We start from the raw sequence: 21,091 nt of genomic DNA, 5'->3' as shown, positions 1-21,091 counted from the left end.
TTGTGTAAAACTGTTTGTAACGTCGTTTTTTATACTTTATATTACCGTTTTGACAAATTAACTATGACATTTGTACGAATGGTTTATTTGGTTATGTTTACCATAACCGGCGGTTATGCTCAGCAGCAAAATGGATTACGATTTGCACTGAATGAATCAGGCAGTCACTATTTTCAATTTACATTTCTAAATCAAACCTGGCTCCGGTTTAACCAAAACAATCCGGGTAGTCTGGGTAGTCTGGTTGAAGGCGAATCGCAAAAAAATACATTTGATATAGGCCTGCGTAGAACGCGGATTCAAATGTTTAGGAAAATAACGGATAGGGCTTTTCTTTACTTTCAATTTGGTCAAAATAATTTTAATGCGCAATATAACAGTAATGGTAACAGAAAAATTGCGACTTTTTTTCATGATACATTGTGTGAGTATAGTTTTGCAGAAGATAATACGCTGAAAATAGGCGCCGGTCTTACCATTGCTACCGGCCTTTCCCGGTTTACACAGCCAGGTATAAGTTCTATCCTAACCACTGATGTGCCGGTGTTTGCACAAACAACTGTAGATCAAACCGAGATTTTTAGCAGAAAGTTAAGTGTGTATGCACGGGGCCAATTAGGCAAGTTTGACTATCGTTTTATTTTGAGCGATCCTTTCCAAATTACTTCTTCCGTAACTAATTTGCCACCCATTGGTAATGATGCCAACTTTGCTCAAAAAAACATTCATTACAGCAACAGGCTTATATCATCTATCAGTTTTTTGAACAGGAACCACACACTACATCCTACATGGCAGGAACCTATTTAGGAAAAAGAAAAATTTTTAATGTAGCCATAGGTGGTATTTATCAACTCAATGCAACCTGGCATTTAAATAATAATGGTACAGCCTATCAACCCATGCAACATTTTGCTGTTGAAAGTTTTTTAGATATGCCTCTAAATACACAAAAAGGTTCTGCTATTTCAGCTTATATTGGCTATTTTAATACCAATTATGGTAGTAATTATTTGTGCTATAACGGTATTATGAATCCTGCTAACGGCACTTTATTGAATGCTACTAATAGTTTAACCGGTAATAAAACAGGAAATGAAAAGGGCAAATTTTTGCCTGATGTATTTTCTACATTGGCAAAATATGATAAGTTAAATGGTTTGTATACGCATACCATTAATATAGGTGTTCACTATTTAATAAATGGGCAGCAAGCCAAAATATCTCTCGATTTGCAAAACCGGCCTGTTTACGTTGTAGAAAACAATACCATCAATAACAATGGCAGATTGAATACGTTGACAATGCAGTATCAATTATTTTTTTAATGATTTGTGTACGGTTTGGTATGGATGTGAAAGAATAAAATGTAGATTAATATAATTTGTCTTTTACAGGATGATTAGCCCAATCGGGATCGTATTTTACAAACCAGCTTAGCCATAAGGAACGTGATAACCGCATAATAAAAGGTTGAATAAGAATGATGAGTACAATGGCCGTACCCATCCAATAAAATATACGCATATCATCAATATCGAACGACATGCCAATAAGTACCCACCAGACAACAAATGTACTCACAAAGAATGCTACTGATAATGCATAGCTAACATAACCTGTACCATAATAAAATCCTTCTTCTACTTCAGTAGGCTGCCCACACACAGGGCATTTTTCATGCATATCCATATTGTGTTTAAAATCATAGGCATTATTGGTAACGAAAATATTGCCCTGTCTGCATCTTGGGCATTTATTGGTAAGCGTGGCAATTAAATAGCCCGGATTTTTTGAATGGTTACGCATATTGTTTAATCATTTTTTACTTAACAAAATACCTGTTCGTTTAGTTGTTGTCAGCTACCGCCATTATAAGCTTCAATACCAACAGCCCTCAGCATATTAACAGCTATACTGCTGGCTGCACCGGTTTCGCACACTAAAATATATATCCTTTTTATCTGCAAAAGTACAGGAATAGCATTTTATATCTGTTCAAAGGGGATATTTATGGTATTTGCTACATGCTCGTTTTGATAAGCTGTACGCGGTCGGAGATCAATTACAATGGCACCATTCAGAAAAAAAGTTTTCAAATAACTATCTGTTGGTATTAGTTTCTTTCGTAAAGTAAAAAGTTTCATTCGCACAAATTCATTTACTGCAAAGTTGAAAATGAATCCATGTAAAAAATGTGACAAATGTTACTTTGCTAAATCATTTCTTTATGAAAAGTTTCTTTTAACTCAATTGTATTTCTTGAAAGGCTTAGTAAATTCTTTTGTTCAAGTTTTTTTAACAATCTTGAAATAACTTCTCTTGATGAGTTCAACTCATCTGCTATTTGCTGGTGCGATAAATTAATTTGATTGCTTTTGTGTGCTTTGGAGTAACGTTTCAGATAAAAAATTAATCGCTCATCCATATTTCTGAATGCAATATGATCAATTAATAACAACAGTTCTTCAAAGCGATTTCTGTAGGTTTCTAAAACGTAATAATACCAGCTTTTGTATTTGCTCATCCATTGGTCCATTAAATGAATGGGTACCATCATAATGACACTTTCTTCAACCGATTTTACCATTACTTTACTGGCTTCCATTTTTGAAGCACATACCAATGAAATGGCGCAGGCTTCGCCGGGTTGCAGGTAGTACATTAAAAACTCACCACCATCTTCATTCTCTCTGAATATTTTCAATGTGCCTTCTACAACCAATAATGCACTTTTAATATATTGGCCTGTTCTGATTAATATTTCGTCTGCAGGAATGGTTTTTAGAATACTGTTTGCTTCTATTTCCTGCAATAAAGCAGGTTCTAACTGTGGAAACATTTTATAAAGTGGCTGCATAGCTATTCTTTACGTGTTAATTATTTTTTCCATTTGCATACTTCTGGAGCCTTTAATTAAGATATACGCCTGATGAAAATTTTGTTCGCGTAACCACTTACTGGCTTCTGAAGCATTATTCAGGTAAAGGTAGTTATGTTTTACCAGGCTGAAATCGCCTCCAACCAATATAACCGCATGCCATTTAAATTGTTCCAGTAAATGCACAATATTCTGATGTTCTGCAAGGCTTTCTTCACCCAATTCCATCATACCGCCAATCATAACTACCTTTTCCTTTCCGGGCATTTTAGCAAAATTTTCAATGGCAGCCTTCATGCTGGTGGGGTTGGCATTGTATGCATCTAAAATAATGTGGTTGTTGTTGAATTGAATCAGTTGCGAACGGCTGTTATTGGGCTGATAAGCTTCAATGGCATCTTTTATTTTTTGTTCCGGCACATTAAAGTGTTTACCTACGGCTACTGTACATAAAATATTGGGTAAATTGTAATCGCCAACTAAATGCGTTTTGATATGGCTGATTTCCTTTGTGCCTTTTGTAAGTTGTACCGATAGAAAATAATTGTTCTCCTGTATATTGCCAATAATATCTGCATTGGCCGTACCATAAGTTAGTTTAAGATGGATGCCTTTGCTCATTTCCTGTAAGTAATCATAATCAGCATTCATAAATACCATGCCGTTATGCGTTCTAATAAAATCATACAGTTCACCTTTGCCTTTGCGAACGCCTTCTATACCACCAAAACCTTCTAAATGTGCTTTACCACAATTGGTAATAATGCCATGGGTAGGCAGGGTATAAGTGCAATAACCGGCAATTTCTTTTTGGTGATTGGCACCCATTTCAATTACAGCTATTTGGGCATCTTGTTTTACCTGTAAAATAGTGAGTGGTATACCAATATGGTTATTGAGGTTTCCCAGAGTAGTATAGCATTTAAAATGGCTACTCAACACAGTGCTCACCAATTCTTTTGTGGTGGTTTTTCCGTTGCTGCCTGTAATGGCCAAAAAGGGAATGTTGAATTGCTTTCTATGATGAAGAGCTAATTGCTGCAGGGTTTGCAGTACATCATTCACAACAAAAATACGATTATTGCTTATATCCGGTTGCTCATCTACAATTGCATAAGCTGCACCTTGTTGCAAAGCCTGTAGCGCAAAGGTATTACCGTTAAAATTGGGTCCTTTTAATGCAAAGAATATGTCATCTTTTTTTATTTTTCTGGTATCGGTTTGTACTTGCGGATATTGCAGGTAAATTTGGTAGAGTGCGTCAATGCTAATCATACAATAGGTTTATCATTTGTTTCAATATAAATTTAACTGAAAAGTTGTTTACGCAAGAACGCCATCTTTTTTTGAAGATGGCGTTTCATTTTTCCACTGATTAAGTGGAATTGCTGTATTTACCTTTCCTTTATCTTTTAGCTCTTCTTGCCGGGAAGAAGTTGCCTGTTTGTGCTTTTCTGGAAGTGCCTTCAGCAGCGCCATAATGCGTCATGGCACAACGGAAACCAATGGTACTGCTGCTTTGATCTTCTTCTAAGAAGCGGCGGGTTCCGGGCGATAACCAGTAAGGTCTGTCGTTCCAACTGCCACCTTTTACTACTCTCGATTTATCTGAAATAAGTGTAGTAATACCATAGCCATAATTCACCCCACTTAAAGAGTCACCATCTAAATAATTTTTGGCATATGCTCTTTGGTAATTTCTTCTTTCTCTCAATGCGGAATCAGATTCTGGTACCATTACAATACGACCTAAACTATCTCTTAAATTGCCTGTTCCGCGGCTCATATCTACTTTTTTGAAAACATTGCCTCTGAATGGATTAAAATCGTCTGCATCTAAGCTGGTTAATGGTCTGTACACATCTGCTACCCACTCGCTTACATTACCACTCATATTATAAATGCCAAAACCATTGGGAGAAAAGGAAGTTACTTCTGCAGGTATAGCTGCATTATCGTTTAAACCACCTGCAACACCCATATTATCACCTGCCCCTCTCTTAAAGTTGGCTAGAAAAGCACCCTGATAAGCACCTGCACGTGTAGAACGCAGGTTGTCAAATCCTGCATTTTTCCAGGCATAAATCTGTTTATTGGCAATATTCTCTTCTCCTCTGGTTTTCTTTCCTTTTTTTACCTGTGGGTTTTCAGCAATATAGCCGTAGGCTGCATATTCCCATTCGGCTTCTGTGGGTAAGCGATAGTCGCCATATAAAATACCATCATCAAATTTTACTGTGGTTCTGGGCCGGCCCTGTGCATCTTTTAAAGGGTTACTTTTAGAAGTAGCTAATTTACCTGGCTGTACCTGATATTCGCCCATTAAATAGGCTTTGGTATCAAAATTCTCCTGGCCACCGCCATTCAATTCGGTTTTAATATTGTTTTTATTGATGTAGCCTTTCTTAATAAGTTCTAATTCATTTACCCGGTCGGTTCTCCAAACACAAAAATCGCTGGCCTGTTTCCAGTTTACACCTACTACTGGATAATAATTATAAGCGGGGTGGCGAAAATAATATTCAACATAAGGCTCATTATAGGCCAATTCACTTCTCCATACCAATGTATCGGGCTTTGCTGCCTCAATTACTTCGGGATAAGCAGTGGTATCGCTGAAAACATTTTCTACCCAATACAAATATTCACGATAATGCACATTCGCAATTTCTGTTTTATCGATGAAAAAGGAATTCACCGTAACGCGACGGGGAATATTGTTCCAATCGCCCATTACATCTTCTTGTGTAGCACCCATAGTGAAAGTACCACCCTGCACAAATACCAAACCGGGAGCGGTATTAATGTCTTTAGGTTTTGCTACATAAAAATTACCCTGTGTTTTGTCATTATAATTCCAGCCGGTAACAGCCGATTTTTCAGGTTTTTTCTTAAATACTTTACAAGAAGCAGCAGCGCCAATCAGCGACAATAATAACACACAGTTTCTTGCAGTTGTAAGCAATTGCATGATATGAATTTTAAGGTTCTTAAACAGTAAAAGATAGAGGGTAAAGTTTTTGCGCTGTGCGAATATAGGCGATTTTTATACATGAATCATCTTAAATATAACAATCTACAGCCGAAAACCCTAATTTTAGCCTTAAAAAAGGGGATTGCCGCAGTAAATGATTATGCTAAATAAAACGATAAATTGTTTCCAGCCAAAAACAATTGCCTATTTTTTTAAAATTACCCTTGTTTTTTTTCTCCTAACTGCTGCTATAACGTTAAAAGCCCAAAGAAATTATGTGCCCAATTCAGTTTTATCTGCCGGTAATTGGTTCAAAATTGGGGTTACTAAAGCTGGCGTTTATAAAATAGATGTTGCCTTTTTAAAAAATATGGGCATAAATACCGCCAACCTATTGGCAGGTTCTTTACGCATTTATGGAAATGGGGGGCAAATGTTACCCGAAAATAATATTTTACCCCGAATAGATGATTTGTTTGAAAATGCCATTTGGGTAAATGATGGCGGCGATGGTATTTTCAATAACAACGATTATGTACTTTTTTATGCTGCGGGCCCGCATCAATGGATGTATGATGCTGCCAAACAGCAGTTCTTATACCAAAAAAACCTGTACAGCGATACCGCTTTTTATTACATTACCATTCAACCTTCAGGAAAAAGAATTAGCACACAAGTAACTGCTTTAAGCCCAACTGTTTTAGTGAATAGTTTTACTGATCATTTTGCCATTGAAAACGATTCAGTAAACTTGTTAAACAGTGGTAAAGCATGGTGGAGTAACCCTATGAGCCAAAATGCCGGATTAACCAGAAATGTTACTTTTCAGGTTCCGGGTCTTTTAAATAATACACCTGTAGGCGTAAGCTACCATTTGGCGGGTAGAAGTGTGGGGGCTAATAGTAGTAGTTTTTCGTTAAGCTTAAATGGCAATTTATTTGCCACACCTTCTATTGCCGGCGTTTCCGGTTATTTTTTAGATGCTTATGCCACTGAGGTACAGCAACAAGCATCGGTTAGTTTGCCGAATGCAGATTCGGTATTGAAAGTAACCCTCCAATTTAATCCCGGTGTTTCTGGCGCGCAGGGGTGGATGCATCAAATTGTATTGCAATGCCGGCGTAAATTAGCCATATACAATGGTATGCCATTGCTGTTTTCTGACCCTGCAGCTGTGGGTGCAGGCCGAGTTGCACAATTTCAGATATCGAATGCTAACGCTAATATTCGTGTTTGGGATGTTACTCAACCCCTTGTACCTATTGAAATGAATACGCAAATCATGAATCAGCAACTGTTATTTGTACAACCTGCTGATTCTTTAAAACAATACATTGCCTTTACTGACACGAATGCATTACAGCCACTTGCCTTGGGGGCAATGAATAATCAAAACCTGCATCGTACCAGTCCGGCCGATTTTATCATTATTACTCATCCGCAGTTTATAACACAGGCTAACCAACTGGCTGCATTTCATCAACAACAATATTCACAAAGGGTGCAGGTAGTTACTACGCAACAAATTTATCAGGAGTTTAGTAGTGGTAATCCGGATCCTACGGCTATCAGAGATTTCTTAAAAATGTATGATGATAAGTATGGCGCCGATTCAACTAACCAATTAAAATATGTACTATTATTTGGTGCTGCTTCTTTTGATTATAAAAATCGCATTCAACCCAATACCAATTTTGTACCTGCTTATGAAAGTGCCAACAGTGTTGAGCCTTTAAATACATATGTTACCGACGATTTTTTTGGATTATTAGGCAATACAGATGACATTAATCAGGTGAATGTGGCGCCGCCGTTGAAGTTAGCGATTGGTCGTTTCCCCGTTCGTACTACAACAGAAGCTACTACTATGGTGAATAAAATGATACACTATCATGCCAAAACGGCTTTTGGTGCCTGGCGCAATCAGTCGGTTTTTGTAGCCGATGATAAAGACAATGATTTGCATTTGCAGGATGCAGAATCAATTGCAGCTACCACTGCACAATACGATACAGCCATTAATATCAACAAAATTTATTTAGATGCCTATCCAATGATAAGTGGGGCAGGAGGCAGCAGGTATCCACAAGTCAATGCAGCCATCGTTAGCCAATTGTATAATGGGGCTTTAATTTTTAACTACAATGGGCATGGAGGGTATCAACAATTATCTAATTCTGCAGTATTTGGCCAAACCGAATTGCAACAACTCAATAATCCCGATAAATTGCCTTTGTTTATTACGGCTACCTGCGATTTTGCACCTTATGATGATCCTACCAAAAATTCTTTAGGCGGCGGTTTGTTATACAATGGTAATACCGGCGCTATTGCCTTATTAACTACTACCCGTGTCGTGTTTGCCTATAGTAACCAAATTATTAATAATAATTATATGCAGGCTGCTTTGCAACCCAATGCTTCCGGTGTATATCCTACTTTGGGTCAATCTGTTTTAACTGCTAAAAATATTACCTATCAAAACAGTAGCGATGTTTTAAATAACCGAAAATTTACATTATTGGGAGATCCTGCCATGCGGCTTTCCTTCCCGACACTTCAAATTAAAATTGATCAGCTGAACCAACAGGCTTTAACGGGTAATGATACGTTAAAAGCGCTGAATACCTATACATTTAGTGGGCATATTGCCAACGCACAGGGGCAGATGCAAACTTCATTTAATGGCAATTTAGTAGCCACTTTATTCGATAAGCCACAACAACTGCGTAGTTTAGGGAATGACCCTGCCAGCCCTGTTACTACTTTTATGCAGCAAACCAACATTATTTATAAAGGTCAGGTTTCTGTTACAAATGGTCGTTTTCAGGTAAGATTTGTGGTACCCAAGGATATTAACTATAAGGCCGGGAATAGTAAACTAAGTTTATATGCCTGGAATGATGTTTTGGATGCTACCGGTTACACTACGCAATTTTTAATTGGTGGTGGTAATAGTCTGTTGCCCGCAGATACGGCTGGCCCAACTATCAAAGCATTTTTAAATGATACGCTTTTTAGAGCGGGTAGTACGGTTGACCCCACCCCATTATTATTGGTGCATTTGTTCGATTCGTTAGGTATAAATACCATCGGCGCAGGTATTGGCCACGATATTACAGCTGTATTAGATGGTAATACGAATAATCCTATTATACTCAATAGTTTTTATGAGGCTTTGCCCAATAGTTATCAGGCCGGCACCATTCAATACCAGTTAAACGGACTAACTCCCGGGCCACACACCTTAACTATAAAAGCCTGGAATGTAGCCAACTATGCACGATCAGTCACTATTCATTTTATTGTTAGTGCGGCGGTACCACCGAAAATATTATCCGTATACAACTATCCTAATCCCTTTAGCAGTCAAACCACATTTCGTTTGGTGCACAATATGGATGCGCCGGAAATAAAGGTAGAAATTGATGTTTTTAGCATGAATGGCAGTTTAGTGGCAAGGTTATTGCAAACTTTGCCCAATTCTTCCGGAGGAGTAGTAGAACTGAACTGGGACGGGCGGGGATTGAACAACAAAAAAATCTTGAATGGTTTGTATTTTTATCATATTATTGCATCCTCCAATACAGGAAAAGCTGAAGCAACAGCCAAATTTTTTGTTCACTAAAATGCTTGAATGAAATAATTCTACCTCTTAGTTTTTTAACCCGTAGGGTATATTCATCACATTAAAATCTGTTATGAGAATAAGGGTATTCTTTTTAGTTCTTCTGCTCTGCATTGTGAGCCTGTCTGTATTTGCACAAACACAAACTGTGAATGTAACAACAACTGCTGTTCCTTTTTTGCGTATTTCTTCTGATGCCAGAGCCAGTGGTATGGGCGATGTTGGTATTGCCACTTCACCCGATGCCAATGGTATGTTTTGGAACCGGGCTAAATTACCTTTTGCTACAAACGATAATTCTATTGCTGTTACCTATTCTCCCTGGTTTAAAGATTTGGGATTAAATGATGTTTATTTAGCCAGTATTGCCGGTTATCATCGGTTGGATAATGAACAGGTTATTTCTGCCTCTGTTCGTTATTTTAGTTTAGGCAATATTCAGTTTGCAGATGCCAATGGAAATTTATTAGGTTCGTCAATGCCCAGAGAATTTGGAATTGATTTCGGTTATTCCAGAAAGCTTTCCAGTCAATTGGGTATCGGTGTGGCGCTGCGTTATATTAACAGTAGCCTTGCATCCGGTGATCCAAATAACAGCGGTGTAATTTATAAAGCAGGTTCTTCTGTAGCGGGTGATGCTACTCTGTACCATATTGCAGCTGATACTACAAAAAATTATTTTACCTGGGGTGTAACTTTAAGCAACCTTGGTTCAAAAATCAGTTATACCAATGATGCCAATATCAAAGATTATATTCCTGCCAATTTAGGTTTGGGTGCAGCATACACTGCCCGGTTAGATAAAGACAATAAAATAACTTTTGCAGTTGATTTGAATAAATTATTGGTGCCTACTTATGATTCTGCTACAGCACCAACCTATTATACCCAAAGCGTTTTCTCCAGTTGGTTTAAATCGTTCAACGATGGCAGTAACCAACTCACTTCCTGGTTAATTTCTGCCGGTGCAGAATATAATTATGATAATACTTTCTTTATAAGAACCGGATATTTTTATGAAAATAAATATCGGGGTAACAGAAATTACCTGACCTTTGGTTTGGGGCTGAATTACCAAAATATTGGCATTAATCTCTCTTATTTAGTGGCGTCAGGATATGTAACTACACGTAACCCATTATCTAATACCATCAGAATTGGTCTGAACTTTGACTTAGCTAATAATGGTTCAGGTAAAAAAAACAATTTGAATTAGTAATAGTCCGGCTAAGTGTGGCCGTATTTTTTAATATTCACAGTACAAACATTTTGCCGGTTTGGATTGTAACATTATGTTGCCGATTTCATATTTATTGAAAAAATATCTTTCAATTATTAAAATAGTTGTATGCGTATAGGTTTTGGCATTGATTTTCATCAGTTGGTAACGGATAGGGATTTCTGGTTAGGTGGTGTGCATATTCCTTACCATAAAGGTGCCTTGGGGCATTCAGATGCCGATGTATTATTGCATGCAATTTGCGATGCATTATTGGGTGCAGCCTGTTTAGGTGATATTGGTGTGCATTTTCCGGATACTTCTCCTGCATATAAAAATATTGACAGTAAAATATTGTTACAGAAAACAGTGGCACTCATTGCAGAAAAGGGTTATAAAATTATCAATATCGATTCCAGTATATGTCTGGAATCGCCTAAAATAAAACCTTATATTCCTCAAATGCAGGAAGTTATTGCAACAGCATGTCATTTAACTTCTGAAGAAGTTTCCATTAAAGCAACCACTACCGAAAAAATGGGCTTTGTAGGTCGTGAAGAAGGACTGGTTGCTTATGCAACTGTATTAATTCATCGGCCACAGCCTTTAGTAATATAAGGAGTCAAGATCTGTTTGCGCATAACAAAATCTGAAAACAGTTATTAACAGGATCGGAGCTGGTTATTTTTATTGCCTCTATTCTGCTTAATAAAATTAAAACCCGCAGCTAATGAAAGCCACGGGTTTTTTGAATCAACCAAATAATAAATATTAATATTTTAATATTTGTTTTACTGTAGTGCCATCCTTATGTGCTACTCGTAACATATATGTTCCTGCAGGTAAGTTTTGAATGGGTAAACTAATTACCTGACCCTTATTCACCTGTTCTGCAACCTGTTGCTGTAAAATTTGTCCGTTTAAATCCATTAATTGAATTTGTAAGCGGCTGTTAATGTTTTTGTTAAACATAAAGCGGATTTGCTGATGACCGGGATTGCCTAACAATGTGAGTAAATTGGGATCATTATTTACCGGATTTACCGCAGTAGCTGTTCCAAAATTAAAACGAACATAAATGGGGTAATGGTCGGATGTATTATTGGATAAATAATCCGGAATTACAGTGGTTACGTCTGTTCTAACCTTGGCAGAATTGTTGATGTAGCTACTTAATAAACTACTTGAAATGATATTATGGTCAATCATTCCCGGATAATTAATAGTAGAAGCAAATCCCTGATAATCCAAGGGCAATGTTAATGCTTTGTAGAATTTGGTTCCAACAGAATCTTTTAAAATAGGATCCCATGAAGTAACCGGGCCTGAACCTGTAGAAATGGTACTTACCAAATCATCATTGTAATCGCCCAGAATCATCACGTTACTATTGCTAAAGATGGCATCCAAACTATCTTTCATTTCTTTCACACCGGCATATCTTCTATCGTAATCAGAGGCAGTACTGCCTGATTTAGCATGAATAATAAAAAAATTAATGGTTTTGGTAACACCCCCTTTATTAGTTACATCGGCAGTAACCAGATAAGGTACCCTGCTATTGGCCCAATTGCTGCTGGCAGTAGCACTGCTGAGCATGAGTCCTCTTCCGGATACATTACTTACCATATCTTTTTTATACACCAGTGCCATTTTTTGTCCGCTTAACCAGTTGCTACCCGATGGAGTGGCGGCACCGGTACAGAATGGCGAAATAGTATAGCCCCAATTGCTGCCTAATGAATCAATGAGCCTTCTGAAGCGGATTGTGTCCACTACTTCTATTAATGCATAAATATCAGCATCCAAATAGCGTAATACTTTTTTTACATTGATTTCCTGTAAATTTTTATCAGAAGGACCAAAACCATTGCTACCGAACCATTCAATATTCCAGTTTACAATATCAATGGTATTGCTTCGGTTTACACTATTACCATACACTCTGGTGAAGTTTTTAGAAATAGAACCAATTGCAAAATTCAACTGGCCACTGTATTCTAAATTGTTTTGTGTAGGAGCAAACCGAACAAAAGCTTTAATATTGGTTTGCTCTAATTCATTTACAGTGTATTGAATGGTACCTGCATATGTAATGCTATCTTTTGAAACCTGAAATTGTGCAGGTGCAGTAATGGTTAAATTGCCATTGGCATCTACCACTGTAAATTGGAATGCTTTACCGGCACTCACAACTCCGGCAGCAGCATATCCTAAAAATAAATTATCCGGTTGAACTGTCAATGTGGGTTGTGGCGCCTGTGTACTGTTAAGTACATGAATATTGTCTATTGTAGTGCGTGGTGCACCATCAGTTGGGCTGGAGGCATATCTCCAGGCAATATAAGTATTTGTTGACTTAAAGTTTGTCAGATTAATACTAGCACACTTCGTCCATGTATCTGAATTAATAGGCGGGAAATGACCATTGATTTCGGTCCAGGTGGCGGCAGATGGATTACCGGTTCCTGAATAATTGGTTGAAACCAACAGTTTTAATTGCGGGCCATTGTATTTGGTTCTGTTGTAGAATTCTAATAATGGAATATTGAAACCGGTTAAATCTAATGGCGGACTCATTAGCCAATCGTCATTTAATTGTGCACTGCCCCCACCAAATCCATTGATCTGAATACCATTGCCCTGATAACCATAAATGGTGCAATTCCAGGTTGAATCGCCAGCTGCGCTGAATTGGGTAAAGCCATCGGGTAAGCCATTGCTACAGTTATTCAGATTGAATAAGTAATCGGGGCTTTGTGTGGTAAATGTCCAGTATGTGCTATCCTTAAATCCGGCAAATGCATTGCCCGACAAATCCAGAAATGCACTGTCTGAAATTTGTACATAATATTTTTTGCTAAAACCTAAATTGGCAATTGCCGAAAATTGAACTGTACTATCCTGTGCTGTTACATTTGCAACGGGAATGGTTTGTACCAAACTATCATTACTTACTTGTTTAATGAGCAGGTTCCCAGAACCCAATACCATGCTTTCATTAAAATGAATGGTGAAATTTGGTTTGTTGGATATATTCACAGCGCCATTAGCGGGGGTGAGGCTTATAGCAAAAGGTGGTACTGTATCGTTACTTGCAGTTGTAAATTGCCAATTATTCCCATTTTTACCTGCGTAAGCGTTATTGGAAAAATCGGTAAATGCGCCTGCATCAATATTTATTTTATAATGTTTTAGTGGTTGTAATCCGGTGGTAATGGTAACAATATTGCTGTTTATAGCAACAATACTGCTATCCACACCAATGGTATCTGTCACATTGTCGGTCGTGTTTTCTACCACAATATTTCCTGTGGCTGCTGCTACCGGTTCGCTGAAATAAATTTTCAAAGGCAATATAGATGAAACACCTGTGGCTCCATTTTGAGGAATCAGTAAAGTATCAACCGGTGGAATGGTATCTGCAGGTATATCATTCCAGCTTAAGCTAAAATTATCAATAGCAGAAGTAGCCCGGTTACTGCTGCCGGTACTGGCACTTAATGTGGCAATTCTAATCCATACAGTGTCATTAATATCATCTAATGAAGTACCGAAATTCACGTTCACCAATGTATCATAAAATTTTCTGTTACCGGTTACTAAAAGGGTAGGTGTGGAGGTTACCGTATTAAAACTGTTAGGATTGGTGCCCTTTGCATATTGCACTAAAAATGTTGTACTGCGGGGTGACGTGCTGTCGAGTGATTGTAAATTAAAACTCAAAGCAAAATCTTTTTTCCCTTTGGTATTTATAACCTGAAATACAAATGCAGCACCCGGATCGCCAAAACTACCGGTTTGTCGAACGCCCAAAGCACGGTTGGTGGCAGCCGCCTGAGTGGCAGGTGGGGTACTGGCTCTTAGTCCTGTTGCAGAAGCATAGTTGCCAAATCGGCCTGAAGTGCTATTCCAGTTAGTGGCGGCAGTATTAAAACTGGCAATCGGTGTACCTAAAGCAGAATTGGTGGCTCCGATTCTTACCGTAAACCCATTGGGCAAAGCCGTTCTAATGGTATCGAAATTTTGGATATAGGGCGAAGTGGCTAAACTAACCTGCGCCTGCCCCATTGTTATCAAAAACAACGCAATCAATGAAAATAAAAAGCGAATTGTGTAAAATTTTCTCATAAATGCTATTTTGTTTTAGTTAATGTTTTTAAAGATTAAAAATAAATTAAAATATTTAATCTAATGATTTAAATAAATACTGTAAAATCCAACCGGTGAATGAATTGTGTTGAAATGGTTCATGATTTCAAAACATTAATAAAAAATTAAAGCATCAAAAATAAATGCTTTAAAAGGGTTTAATCAACATCAAAAACATTCATAACATAAAATTCATGTGTGGCGGGGTTGAAAGCAGGGGAATATTAAGATTTTAAACTTTTTTCTTAAAAAAACATTGCAACAGCAAGGCAATGCTTATCTTAACAAACTAAACTACTGTCTATGCGAAATTTTGCGCTTTACATCCTATTCTGTTCCTTATTTTTTGCAGGCATTCAACAAACCCTATTCGCTCAAAACACCAACAAAGTGCAAATTAAACTCACTAAAAAGCAGGCTCGTATGCAGGCTAAATTTGAGAAATTAGCCATTCATCCATACATACAAAGCAGCTTATGGACGGGTGTTATTCCTGTAAAAGACATTACAGAAAACATTGATGTAAATATGCCTTATAAACTTTTATTCAACGTAACGGTTGGCCCAAACGATTCGCTAACTGCAAAAACTGAAAACCCCGGTTTTACCGAAGTGGGCAGGATAATGAACCTGCATGTGGCTTCCGGTGTACCTGCTAAAAATTTAGAAGTAGTGGTATTGGTGCATGGGCCTGCATTGTTTTCCCTTTTGAAGAATAATAATTATAGGTTAATGTATAAAGTTTCCAACAGCAATCTGCCTTTGATAGAAGAATTACAAAATAAAGGAGTAAAATTTATTGCCTGTGGCCAGGCATTAACCATGTTAAACCTGAACATGGATGAATTGATACCGAATATTGGGTTGGCTTTATCAGCACAAACCATGTTATCCTACTACCAGTTGAAAGGCTATATTTTGTATAATGAAGATAAGGCGGAATAGCATTTTGAAATAAATAATATAGCAAAATAAACGAACTGTTCACCTTGAAATTGAGGGTAGTGGAAGGGCTTCTATAAAAAATATTCTATCATTAAAAAATGGTTAGAATTTGAAACCTTCATTCCCTTACCTTTGCCGCAAATTTTAAAAAACTGTCTATTTATGGCCGCTACAGGTAATATTAAGCAAATTATTGGAGCCGTTGTGGATGTTCATTTCCCCAACCTGAACGATTTGCCCGAAATTTACAATGCATTAGAAATAAAAAAGCCCAATGGAGATACCCTTGTTTTGGAAGTACAACAACATTTGGGTGAAGATAGTGTACGTACCATTGCAATGGATGGTACCGAAGGTTTGGTACGGGGTATGGAAGTGATTGATACCGGAAAAGCCATTTCAATGCCCGTTGGCGAAGGTATTAATGGTCGTTTATTCAACGTTACCGGCGATGCCATTGATGGTTTGCCGCAGTTATCAAAAGCAAATGGCCGCCCCATTCACAACAAACCACCATTGTTTGAGAATTTAAGTACTGCAACTGAAGTTTTATATACCGGTATTAAAGTAATTGACCTGATTGAACCCTATGCAAAAGGTGGTAAAATTGGTTTATTTGGTGGTGCTGGTGTAGGTAAAACCGTGTTAATTCAGGAGCTGATTAACAATATTGCCAAAGGCCACGGCGGTTTATCTGTATTTGCCGGTGTAGGCGAAAGAACCCGTGAAGGAAATGATTTGTTGCGTGAAATGATTGAAGCAGGCATTATGAAATATGGTGATGCTTTTAAACATAGTATGGAAGAAGGTGGTTGGGATTTAAGCAAAGTGAATCTGGAAGAATTGAAAGACTCAAAAGCCACTTTCGTATTCGGACAAATGAATGAACCCCCCGGGGCCCGTGCACGTGTGGCTTTAAGCGGATTAACCATTGCTGAATATTTCCGCGATGGTGATGGTACCGGAAAAGGAAGAGATATCCTATTTTTCGTTGATAATATCTTTCGTTTTACACAAGCAGGTTCAGAAGTATCAGCTTTATTAGGACGTATGCCTTCTGCGGTAGGTTATCAACCCACTTTGGCCACTGAAATGGGTTTAATGCAGGAAAGAATTACTTCTACCAAAAACGGTTCTATTACTTCTGTTCAGGCAGTATATGTACCTGCGGATGACTTAACCGATCCGGCTCCTGCCACTACTTTTGCGCACTTAGATGCTACAACTGTATTAAGCCGTAAAATTGCCGACTTAGGTATTTATCCTGCGGTAGATCCGTTGGATTCTACTTCCCGTATTTTAACCCCTGCAATTGTGGGCGATGCACACTATGATTGTGCCAACCGGGTAAAATTAATTTTGCAACGTTATAAAGAGTTACAGGATATTATTGCCATTTTGGGTATGGATGAGCTGAGTGATGAAGATAAATTAGTAGTAGCCCGTGCAAGAAGGGTACAACGTTTCTTATCACAACCTTTCCATGTGGCTGAACAATTTACCGGTTTAAAAGGGGTATTTGTTGATATTAATGATACCATTAAAGGCTTTAATATGATTATGGATGGCGAAGTTGATGAATATCCTGAAGCTGCATTTAACTTAGTAGGTACTATTGAGGATGCCATTGAAAAAGGTAAAAAATTACTGGCACAGGCCCGAAGTTAAATTGTATACCTTGTTATAATTGAAAATTTATGATGTTAGAAATATTAACACCCGAGAAAAAAGTGTACAGTGGCAATGTATATGGTGTTCAGTTACCCGGCATTTCAGGCTTATTTGAAATTCTTGAAAAGCATGCACCGCTGGTAAGTGCCTTGTCTAAAGGTAATATTAAAGTGTTGGTTGATAAACAAAAAACCGAACATTATACCATTACCGGTGGTTTTGCCGAAGTTTTCAATAATAAAGTAACTGTACTGGTAGAAGGTGTACATTAAGCTTAACTATAAAATAAAAAAATAATTTTTAGCACCCAATCGGGTGCTTTTTTTTGTTACCTGCATCCTGTTAATGTCAATAAAATCATAAAAAAGTATTTTACGCTTAACTATTAACAATCAAAATTATCTAAAGCATCAACTACAAACTAATTTTATATCATAAAAAAAATTTCTGTATGAAATACAATATTAAACTGACCTCCGGTTTTTTGGCGCTTGCTATTTTTGGTTTGGTAAGTTGTACCAAAAACAGCGCAGTAAATAATTTAAGTAATCCCGATACCCGAATTTACATTACACAAAGAGACTCAACGGTAAATTTTAGCAGTTACAAAACTTTTAGTATAGATGATTCAGTAACGGTGGTAGACAATGGGCAATCATCTAAATCGCTTACACCCACCGGTCAGGCTTTTATTGATGCCATTACTAAATACATGCAGCAGGCCGGCTATACCTTGGTGCCTAAATCTGCCAGCCCTGATTTAGGAATAAATGTAACCTATATTAACACCACTACTACCGGAATAATTGATTACAGTAGTTATTATGATTATTACGGGGGATATTATGATCCTACTTATTGGGGCTATGGCGGATATGGTTATTATTCTCCTTATATGTATGGTACCTACCAAATTAATTCTGGCGCACTTTCTATTGATATGTTAGATTTAAAAAATGCAGCGGCGAATGGAAAAATAAAGATTATTTGGAATGGCTTAATAAGAGGGGAAGGTATTGCTGATGCTACTACCGCCGACAGTCAGGTGTATGCTTTATTTAGCCAGTCGTCTTATTTAAAAGCCAATTAGTACCATTCATTATGTTATTGTATTATTCATCCATTAAAAAAATATATGAAAAAATATATAATATTAACGCTGTTATTGTTTAGTTTGTTGCCCGCCTCATCTTTATTGGCGCAAAGAGGCATTGTAAAATTGAATGCTGCTTATGATTTAGGATTACCATTAGGCAATTTTAAATCGAACTATGTTTCCAATATATCACCACGGGGTTTAATGGGCGATGTCTCATTAGGACTAAACAATAAATGGGCAGTTGGACTTGGATTTGGTTATCAGGATTTTTATCAGAAATACCCGAGAACGGTGTATAATCTGGCACCCAATCAACAGATATCAGCCGTTCTTTCTAATTCTATTCAGGCAGTACCGGTTATGGCAAAAGTTACTTTTACACCTTTTTTGGGAACTACAAAACTAATACAGCCTTATGTTGCAGCCGGAGCAGGCATTAGTTTTATAACCTATAATCAATATCTGGGTGAGTTTTCTTCCAATAATACTTCCAATGGTAAGTTTACCGCGATGGCCGATGCCGGTGTGCAATTACCATTTAGCCGTTACAATTCAAATACCGCTTTTCAATTTGGAGTATCTTATAATTACACCAAATTTGGCATGAGCGATGCCATGAATATGAATATGGTGGGTATACATGCCGGACTTATATTCCAGTTGCATTAGACTTTTTAAAAATATTTTTGGTAAGCAAAATAAAAGCCATTTCTTTCGGGAAATGGCTTTTTTATTTTACTATCATGTAGCACTTAGGGATTGTGCGATAACTGCGGCTTTTTTCTCGGTTTTACCGTTCTGTGCGAATAGTTTTTTGATAGTACACTAATGTTACCATCTACTTCTAAAATAGCGAGGTCAACATCTTCAATTTTATCTACACCATGTTCGCGAATAGCCCTTTCCAATTCATCTATATTAAACATAGATTTTTCCATTCCCTCTTTTAATACAATGCCATCATGTATCAGTAATATTTTTTCACCCTGCACCATTTTACTAAATATGCTATAGCGTTTTAAAAAGAGCTTTAAAATATAGTTACTAATGAATAATCCGGAAGCTGCAGCAAATCCACCAGATAGGGTAGTATTATTGCCCACCATTGCATTTTGTACACTATTACTAATGAGTAAAATAAAAACTAAATCAATTACCGATAATTGCGCCAATTCTTTTTTCCCGAAAATGCGTATGGCCAGGATAATGAACAGGTATACAGTGGTTGATTTGGCAGCAATGACAAGATATGGAAATAGCATATTCATTGATTGTATAGCAATATATCACTTTTTCATGGTTCTATTTATCATTTATACATACATAAAAAAATTGGCATCTAACAGGATTTTATGACTATTCCTTTTTTGAGAATTTTTTTGATATTAACTGCTTCATCAAATATTACAATGTCCGCAATTTTATTTAAAGCAATAGAGCCTAGCTCATGGTTAATTCCAACTATTTTTGCCGGGGTTGTGCTTATCATTTTAATAACATCTATTAATGGAATGCCTGTATCCTTCCACATTGTTTTCACTAAAAGGTTTGTAGTCGCAACGCTTCCCGCAAAAGAAGTTTTATCTGGTAGTTTTGCAACACCATCCTCAATAAGCACCTCCGGGCCATCCTCTAAACTACCCAAAACACTTGTGTTTACCTCTGTTCCTGCAGCACGCATAGCATCAGTAATTAAAGCAATTTTATCAGGTCCTTTAATCTTATAAATTAATTGTAAAAGTGGTGTAGGTAAATGTTTGCCATCTGCAATAATTTCAACATATAATTCATCATTTAAAAATGCAGCTTCTATTGTTCCGGCATATCTGTAAGCATTTTTCCTAATAACACCATTCATGGCAGAATAAAGATGGGTTACTAATTTATAACCATATTGTGTTGCTAAAACAACATCATCATATAGTGCATTTGTATGTGCAATTGAAGCAATGATATTTTTTTCGGTTAATAATTTTCCCAGCGGTAAGGCGCCGGGTAGTTCTGGGGCAATACTCCAACGTTTAATATTATCTTCATATAATAAAATGTCATTTATTTCATGCATATCCGGGTTTCTTATATGTTTAGGGTTTTGAGCACCTCTCTGTTCCATAGCAAAATATGGACCTTCAAGATGCATACCAAGGAATGTGACTTTACTGCAGTTATTTTTTCTGAAAGCCTGGAATGCTCTAAGTACATCTAAAATTTTTTCTTTGCTACCCGTTAAAGTTGTAGGCATTAGGGTGGTAGTGCCATATGCCAAATGAGTTTCCGCTACTTTATTAAATGCTTCTTGTGTTGCATCCATAAAATCAAAACCGCCACCTCCATGAATATGCAAATCAATAAATCCGGGAGATACATAATGGTTGTCTGCATCTACAATAATATCAACATCTTCAGACATCGTGTTTTCTCCAATTTGCGTGATGATTCCATCATCAATAATAATATAACCTTTTTCTAAAATGCCATCATAGGTAATAATACGCCCATGAACAATTGCAGTTCGCATTTAG

Annotated in this window: 17 protein-coding genes; 10 read left to right on the top strand and 7 right to left on the bottom strand. The window is 37.2% G+C overall.

What is annotated here, in order from left to right; genetic code table 11:
• The first annotated feature begins 63 nt into the window (after nucleotides 1-63).
• Both AC3QLY_RS00270 and AC3QLY_RS00265 read left to right on the top strand, forming a co-directional pair.
• Nucleotides 64-810 (top strand): hypothetical protein, encoded by a 747-nt coding sequence (locus tag AC3QLY_RS00270; RefSeq protein ID WP_492990220.1) that lies wholly within the window; start codon nucleotides 64-66, stop codon nucleotides 808-810.
• Nucleotides 792-1,328 (top strand): hypothetical protein, encoded by a 537-nt coding sequence (locus AC3QLY_RS00265; protein WP_288071946.1) that lies wholly within the window; start codon nucleotides 792-794, stop codon nucleotides 1,326-1,328. Before AC3QLY_RS00270 ends, AC3QLY_RS00265 begins: the two co-directional genes overlap by 19 nt.
• 46 nt (nucleotides 1,329-1,374) lie before the next feature.
• On the opposite strand, the gene AC3QLY_RS00260 is transcribed toward AC3QLY_RS00265, so the two are convergent.
• The 4 genes from AC3QLY_RS00260 to AC3QLY_RS00245 all read right to left on the bottom strand — a co-directional run bounded on the left by AC3QLY_RS00260 (nucleotide 1,375) and on the right by AC3QLY_RS00245 (nucleotide 5,852).
• Nucleotides 1,375-1,809 (bottom strand): DUF983 domain-containing protein, encoded by a 435-nt coding sequence (locus tag AC3QLY_RS00260; RefSeq protein ID WP_492990218.1) that lies wholly within the window; start codon nucleotides 1,807-1,809, stop codon nucleotides 1,375-1,377.
• Nucleotides 1,810-2,215: 406 nt separating this feature from the next.
• On the bottom strand, nucleotides 2,216-2,860 hold the full coding sequence (locus AC3QLY_RS00255; RefSeq protein ID WP_074418051.1) for a Crp/Fnr family transcriptional regulator: 645 nt from the start codon (nucleotides 2,858-2,860) through the stop codon (nucleotides 2,216-2,218).
• Nucleotides 2,861-2,869: 9 nt separating this feature from the next.
• Entirely contained in the window at nucleotides 2,870-4,156 is a 1,287-nt protein-coding gene (locus AC3QLY_RS00250) for a UDP-N-acetylmuramoyl-tripeptide--D-alanyl-D-alanine ligase (RefSeq protein WP_492990216.1), read from the bottom strand.
• 130 nt (nucleotides 4,157-4,286) lie between these two features.
• Nucleotides 4,287-5,852, bottom strand: coding sequence for an SUMF1/EgtB/PvdO family nonheme iron enzyme (locus AC3QLY_RS00245; RefSeq protein WP_074418050.1), 1,566 nt, complete (start codon nucleotides 5,850-5,852; stop codon nucleotides 4,287-4,289).
• 280 nt (nucleotides 5,853-6,132) lie between these two features.
• Here AC3QLY_RS00245 and porU point away from each other — a divergent pair, with 280 nt between their 5' ends.
• From porU to ispF, 3 genes are all read left to right on the top strand, one after another.
• Nucleotides 6,133-9,483 carry a type IX secretion system sortase PorU gene (gene porU / locus AC3QLY_RS00240; RefSeq protein WP_492990213.1) on the top strand — a complete coding sequence of 1,117 codons (3,351 nt, stop codon included), beginning with the start codon at nucleotides 6,133-6,135 and terminating at the stop codon, nucleotides 9,481-9,483.
• Nucleotides 9,484-9,556: 73 nt separating this feature from the next.
• Complete coding sequence (gene porV, locus AC3QLY_RS00235) at nucleotides 9,557-10,699, top strand: type IX secretion system outer membrane channel protein PorV (protein ID WP_492990211.1); 1,143 nt, start codon at nucleotides 9,557-9,559, stop codon at nucleotides 10,697-10,699.
• A 132-nt stretch (nucleotides 10,700-10,831) separates the two neighbouring features.
• Nucleotides 10,832-11,320 (top strand): 2-C-methyl-D-erythritol 2,4-cyclodiphosphate synthase, encoded by a 489-nt coding sequence (gene ispF, locus AC3QLY_RS00230; protein WP_074418047.1) that lies wholly within the window; start codon nucleotides 10,832-10,834, stop codon nucleotides 11,318-11,320.
• Nucleotides 11,321-11,473: 153 nt separating this feature from the next.
• Here the strand turns inward: ispF and AC3QLY_RS00225 are convergent, their stop codons facing one another.
• Nucleotides 11,474-14,833: an Ig-like domain-containing protein gene (locus AC3QLY_RS00225; RefSeq protein WP_492990209.1), complete on the bottom strand. Its 3,360-nt coding sequence runs from the start codon at nucleotides 14,831-14,833 to the stop codon at nucleotides 11,474-11,476.
• Nucleotides 14,834-15,157: 324 nt separating this feature from the next.
• On the opposite strand from AC3QLY_RS00225, the gene AC3QLY_RS00220 reads away from it, so the two are divergent.
• From AC3QLY_RS00220 to AC3QLY_RS00200, 5 genes are all read left to right on the top strand, one after another.
• Entirely contained in the window at nucleotides 15,158-15,799 is a 642-nt protein-coding gene (locus tag AC3QLY_RS00220) for a DsrE family protein (protein WP_218331366.1), read from the top strand.
• Between the two features lie 162 nt (nucleotides 15,800-15,961).
• Nucleotides 15,962-17,467: a F0F1 ATP synthase subunit beta gene (atpD, locus tag AC3QLY_RS00215; RefSeq protein WP_492990207.1), complete on the top strand. Its 1,506-nt coding sequence runs from the start codon at nucleotides 15,962-15,964 to the stop codon at nucleotides 17,465-17,467.
• A 29-nt stretch (nucleotides 17,468-17,496) separates the two neighbouring features.
• The gene (atpC, locus tag AC3QLY_RS00210) at nucleotides 17,497-17,742 is read left to right on the top strand and encodes an ATP synthase F1 subunit epsilon (RefSeq protein ID WP_068242796.1); all 246 of its coding nucleotides are present in this window, start codon (nucleotides 17,497-17,499) and stop codon (nucleotides 17,740-17,742) included.
• 179 nt (nucleotides 17,743-17,921) lie between these two features.
• On the top strand, nucleotides 17,922-18,560 hold the full coding sequence (locus AC3QLY_RS00205; protein ID WP_074418622.1) for a DUF4136 domain-containing protein: 639 nt from the start codon (nucleotides 17,922-17,924) through the stop codon (nucleotides 18,558-18,560).
• A 45-nt stretch (nucleotides 18,561-18,605) separates the two neighbouring features.
• Entirely contained in the window at nucleotides 18,606-19,238 is a 633-nt protein-coding gene (locus AC3QLY_RS00200; protein WP_218331367.1) for an outer membrane beta-barrel protein, read from the top strand.
• Between the two features lie 83 nt (nucleotides 19,239-19,321).
• On the opposite strand, the gene AC3QLY_RS00195 is transcribed toward AC3QLY_RS00200, so the two are convergent.
• The gene (locus tag AC3QLY_RS00195) at nucleotides 19,322-19,831 is read right to left on the bottom strand and encodes a DUF421 domain-containing protein (RefSeq protein WP_492990204.1); all 510 of its coding nucleotides are present in this window, start codon (nucleotides 19,829-19,831) and stop codon (nucleotides 19,322-19,324) included.
• A gap of 77 nt (nucleotides 19,832-19,908) precedes the next feature.
• On the bottom strand, nucleotides 19,909-21,087 hold the full coding sequence (nagA, locus tag AC3QLY_RS00190) for an N-acetylglucosamine-6-phosphate deacetylase (RefSeq protein ID WP_492990202.1): 1,179 nt from the start codon (nucleotides 21,085-21,087) through the stop codon (nucleotides 19,909-19,911).
• Nucleotides 21,088-21,091 lie beyond the last annotated feature (4 nt).

It is taken from the genome of Hydrotalea sp. GW822-HT8A01, from assembly GCF_058798575.1.
The sequence above is the reverse complement of the archived record's forward strand: the minus strand, read 5'-3'. Positions and strand labels throughout refer to the sequence as shown.

Coding starts and splice junctions, on each gene's coding strand:
- AC3QLY_RS00255 (WP_074418051.1), bottom strand. CDS start 2,860: ATGCAGCCACTTTATAAAATGTTTCCACAGTTAGAACCTGCTTTATTG.
- atpD (WP_492990207.1), top strand. CDS start 15,962: ATGGCCGCTACAGGTAATATTAAGCAAATTATTGGAGCCGTTGTGGAT.
- AC3QLY_RS00260 (WP_492990218.1), bottom strand. CDS start 1,809: ATGCGTAACCATTCAAAAAATCCGGGCTATTTAATTGCCACGCTTACC.
- nagA (WP_492990202.1), bottom strand. CDS start 21,087: ATGCGAACTGCAATTGTTCATGGGCGTATTATTACCTATGATGGCATT.
- AC3QLY_RS00265 (WP_288071946.1), top strand. CDS start 792: ATGGCAGGAACCTATTTAGGAAAAAGAAAAATTTTTAATGTAGCCATA.
- porV (WP_492990211.1), top strand. CDS start 9,557: ATGAGAATAAGGGTATTCTTTTTAGTTCTTCTGCTCTGCATTGTGAGC.
- AC3QLY_RS00195 (WP_492990204.1), bottom strand. CDS start 19,831: ATGCTATTTCCATATCTTGTCATTGCTGCCAAATCAACCACTGTATAC.
- AC3QLY_RS00220 (WP_218331366.1), top strand. CDS start 15,158: ATGCGAAATTTTGCGCTTTACATCCTATTCTGTTCCTTATTTTTTGCA.
- AC3QLY_RS00250 (WP_492990216.1), bottom strand. CDS start 4,156: ATGATTAGCATTGACGCACTCTACCAAATTTACCTGCAATATCCGCAA.
- AC3QLY_RS00200 (WP_218331367.1), top strand. CDS start 18,606: ATGAAAAAATATATAATATTAACGCTGTTATTGTTTAGTTTGTTGCCC.
- AC3QLY_RS00205 (WP_074418622.1), top strand. CDS start 17,922: ATGAAATACAATATTAAACTGACCTCCGGTTTTTTGGCGCTTGCTATT.
- AC3QLY_RS00245 (WP_074418050.1), bottom strand. CDS start 5,852: ATGCAATTGCTTACAACTGCAAGAAACTGTGTGTTATTATTGTCGCTG.
- ispF (WP_074418047.1), top strand. CDS start 10,832: ATGCGTATAGGTTTTGGCATTGATTTTCATCAGTTGGTAACGGATAGG.
- AC3QLY_RS00270 (WP_492990220.1), top strand. CDS start 64: ATGACATTTGTACGAATGGTTTATTTGGTTATGTTTACCATAACCGGC.
- atpC (WP_068242796.1), top strand. CDS start 17,497: ATGATGTTAGAAATATTAACACCCGAGAAAAAAGTGTACAGTGGCAAT.
- AC3QLY_RS00225 (WP_492990209.1), bottom strand. CDS start 14,833: ATGAGAAAATTTTACACAATTCGCTTTTTATTTTCATTGATTGCGTTG.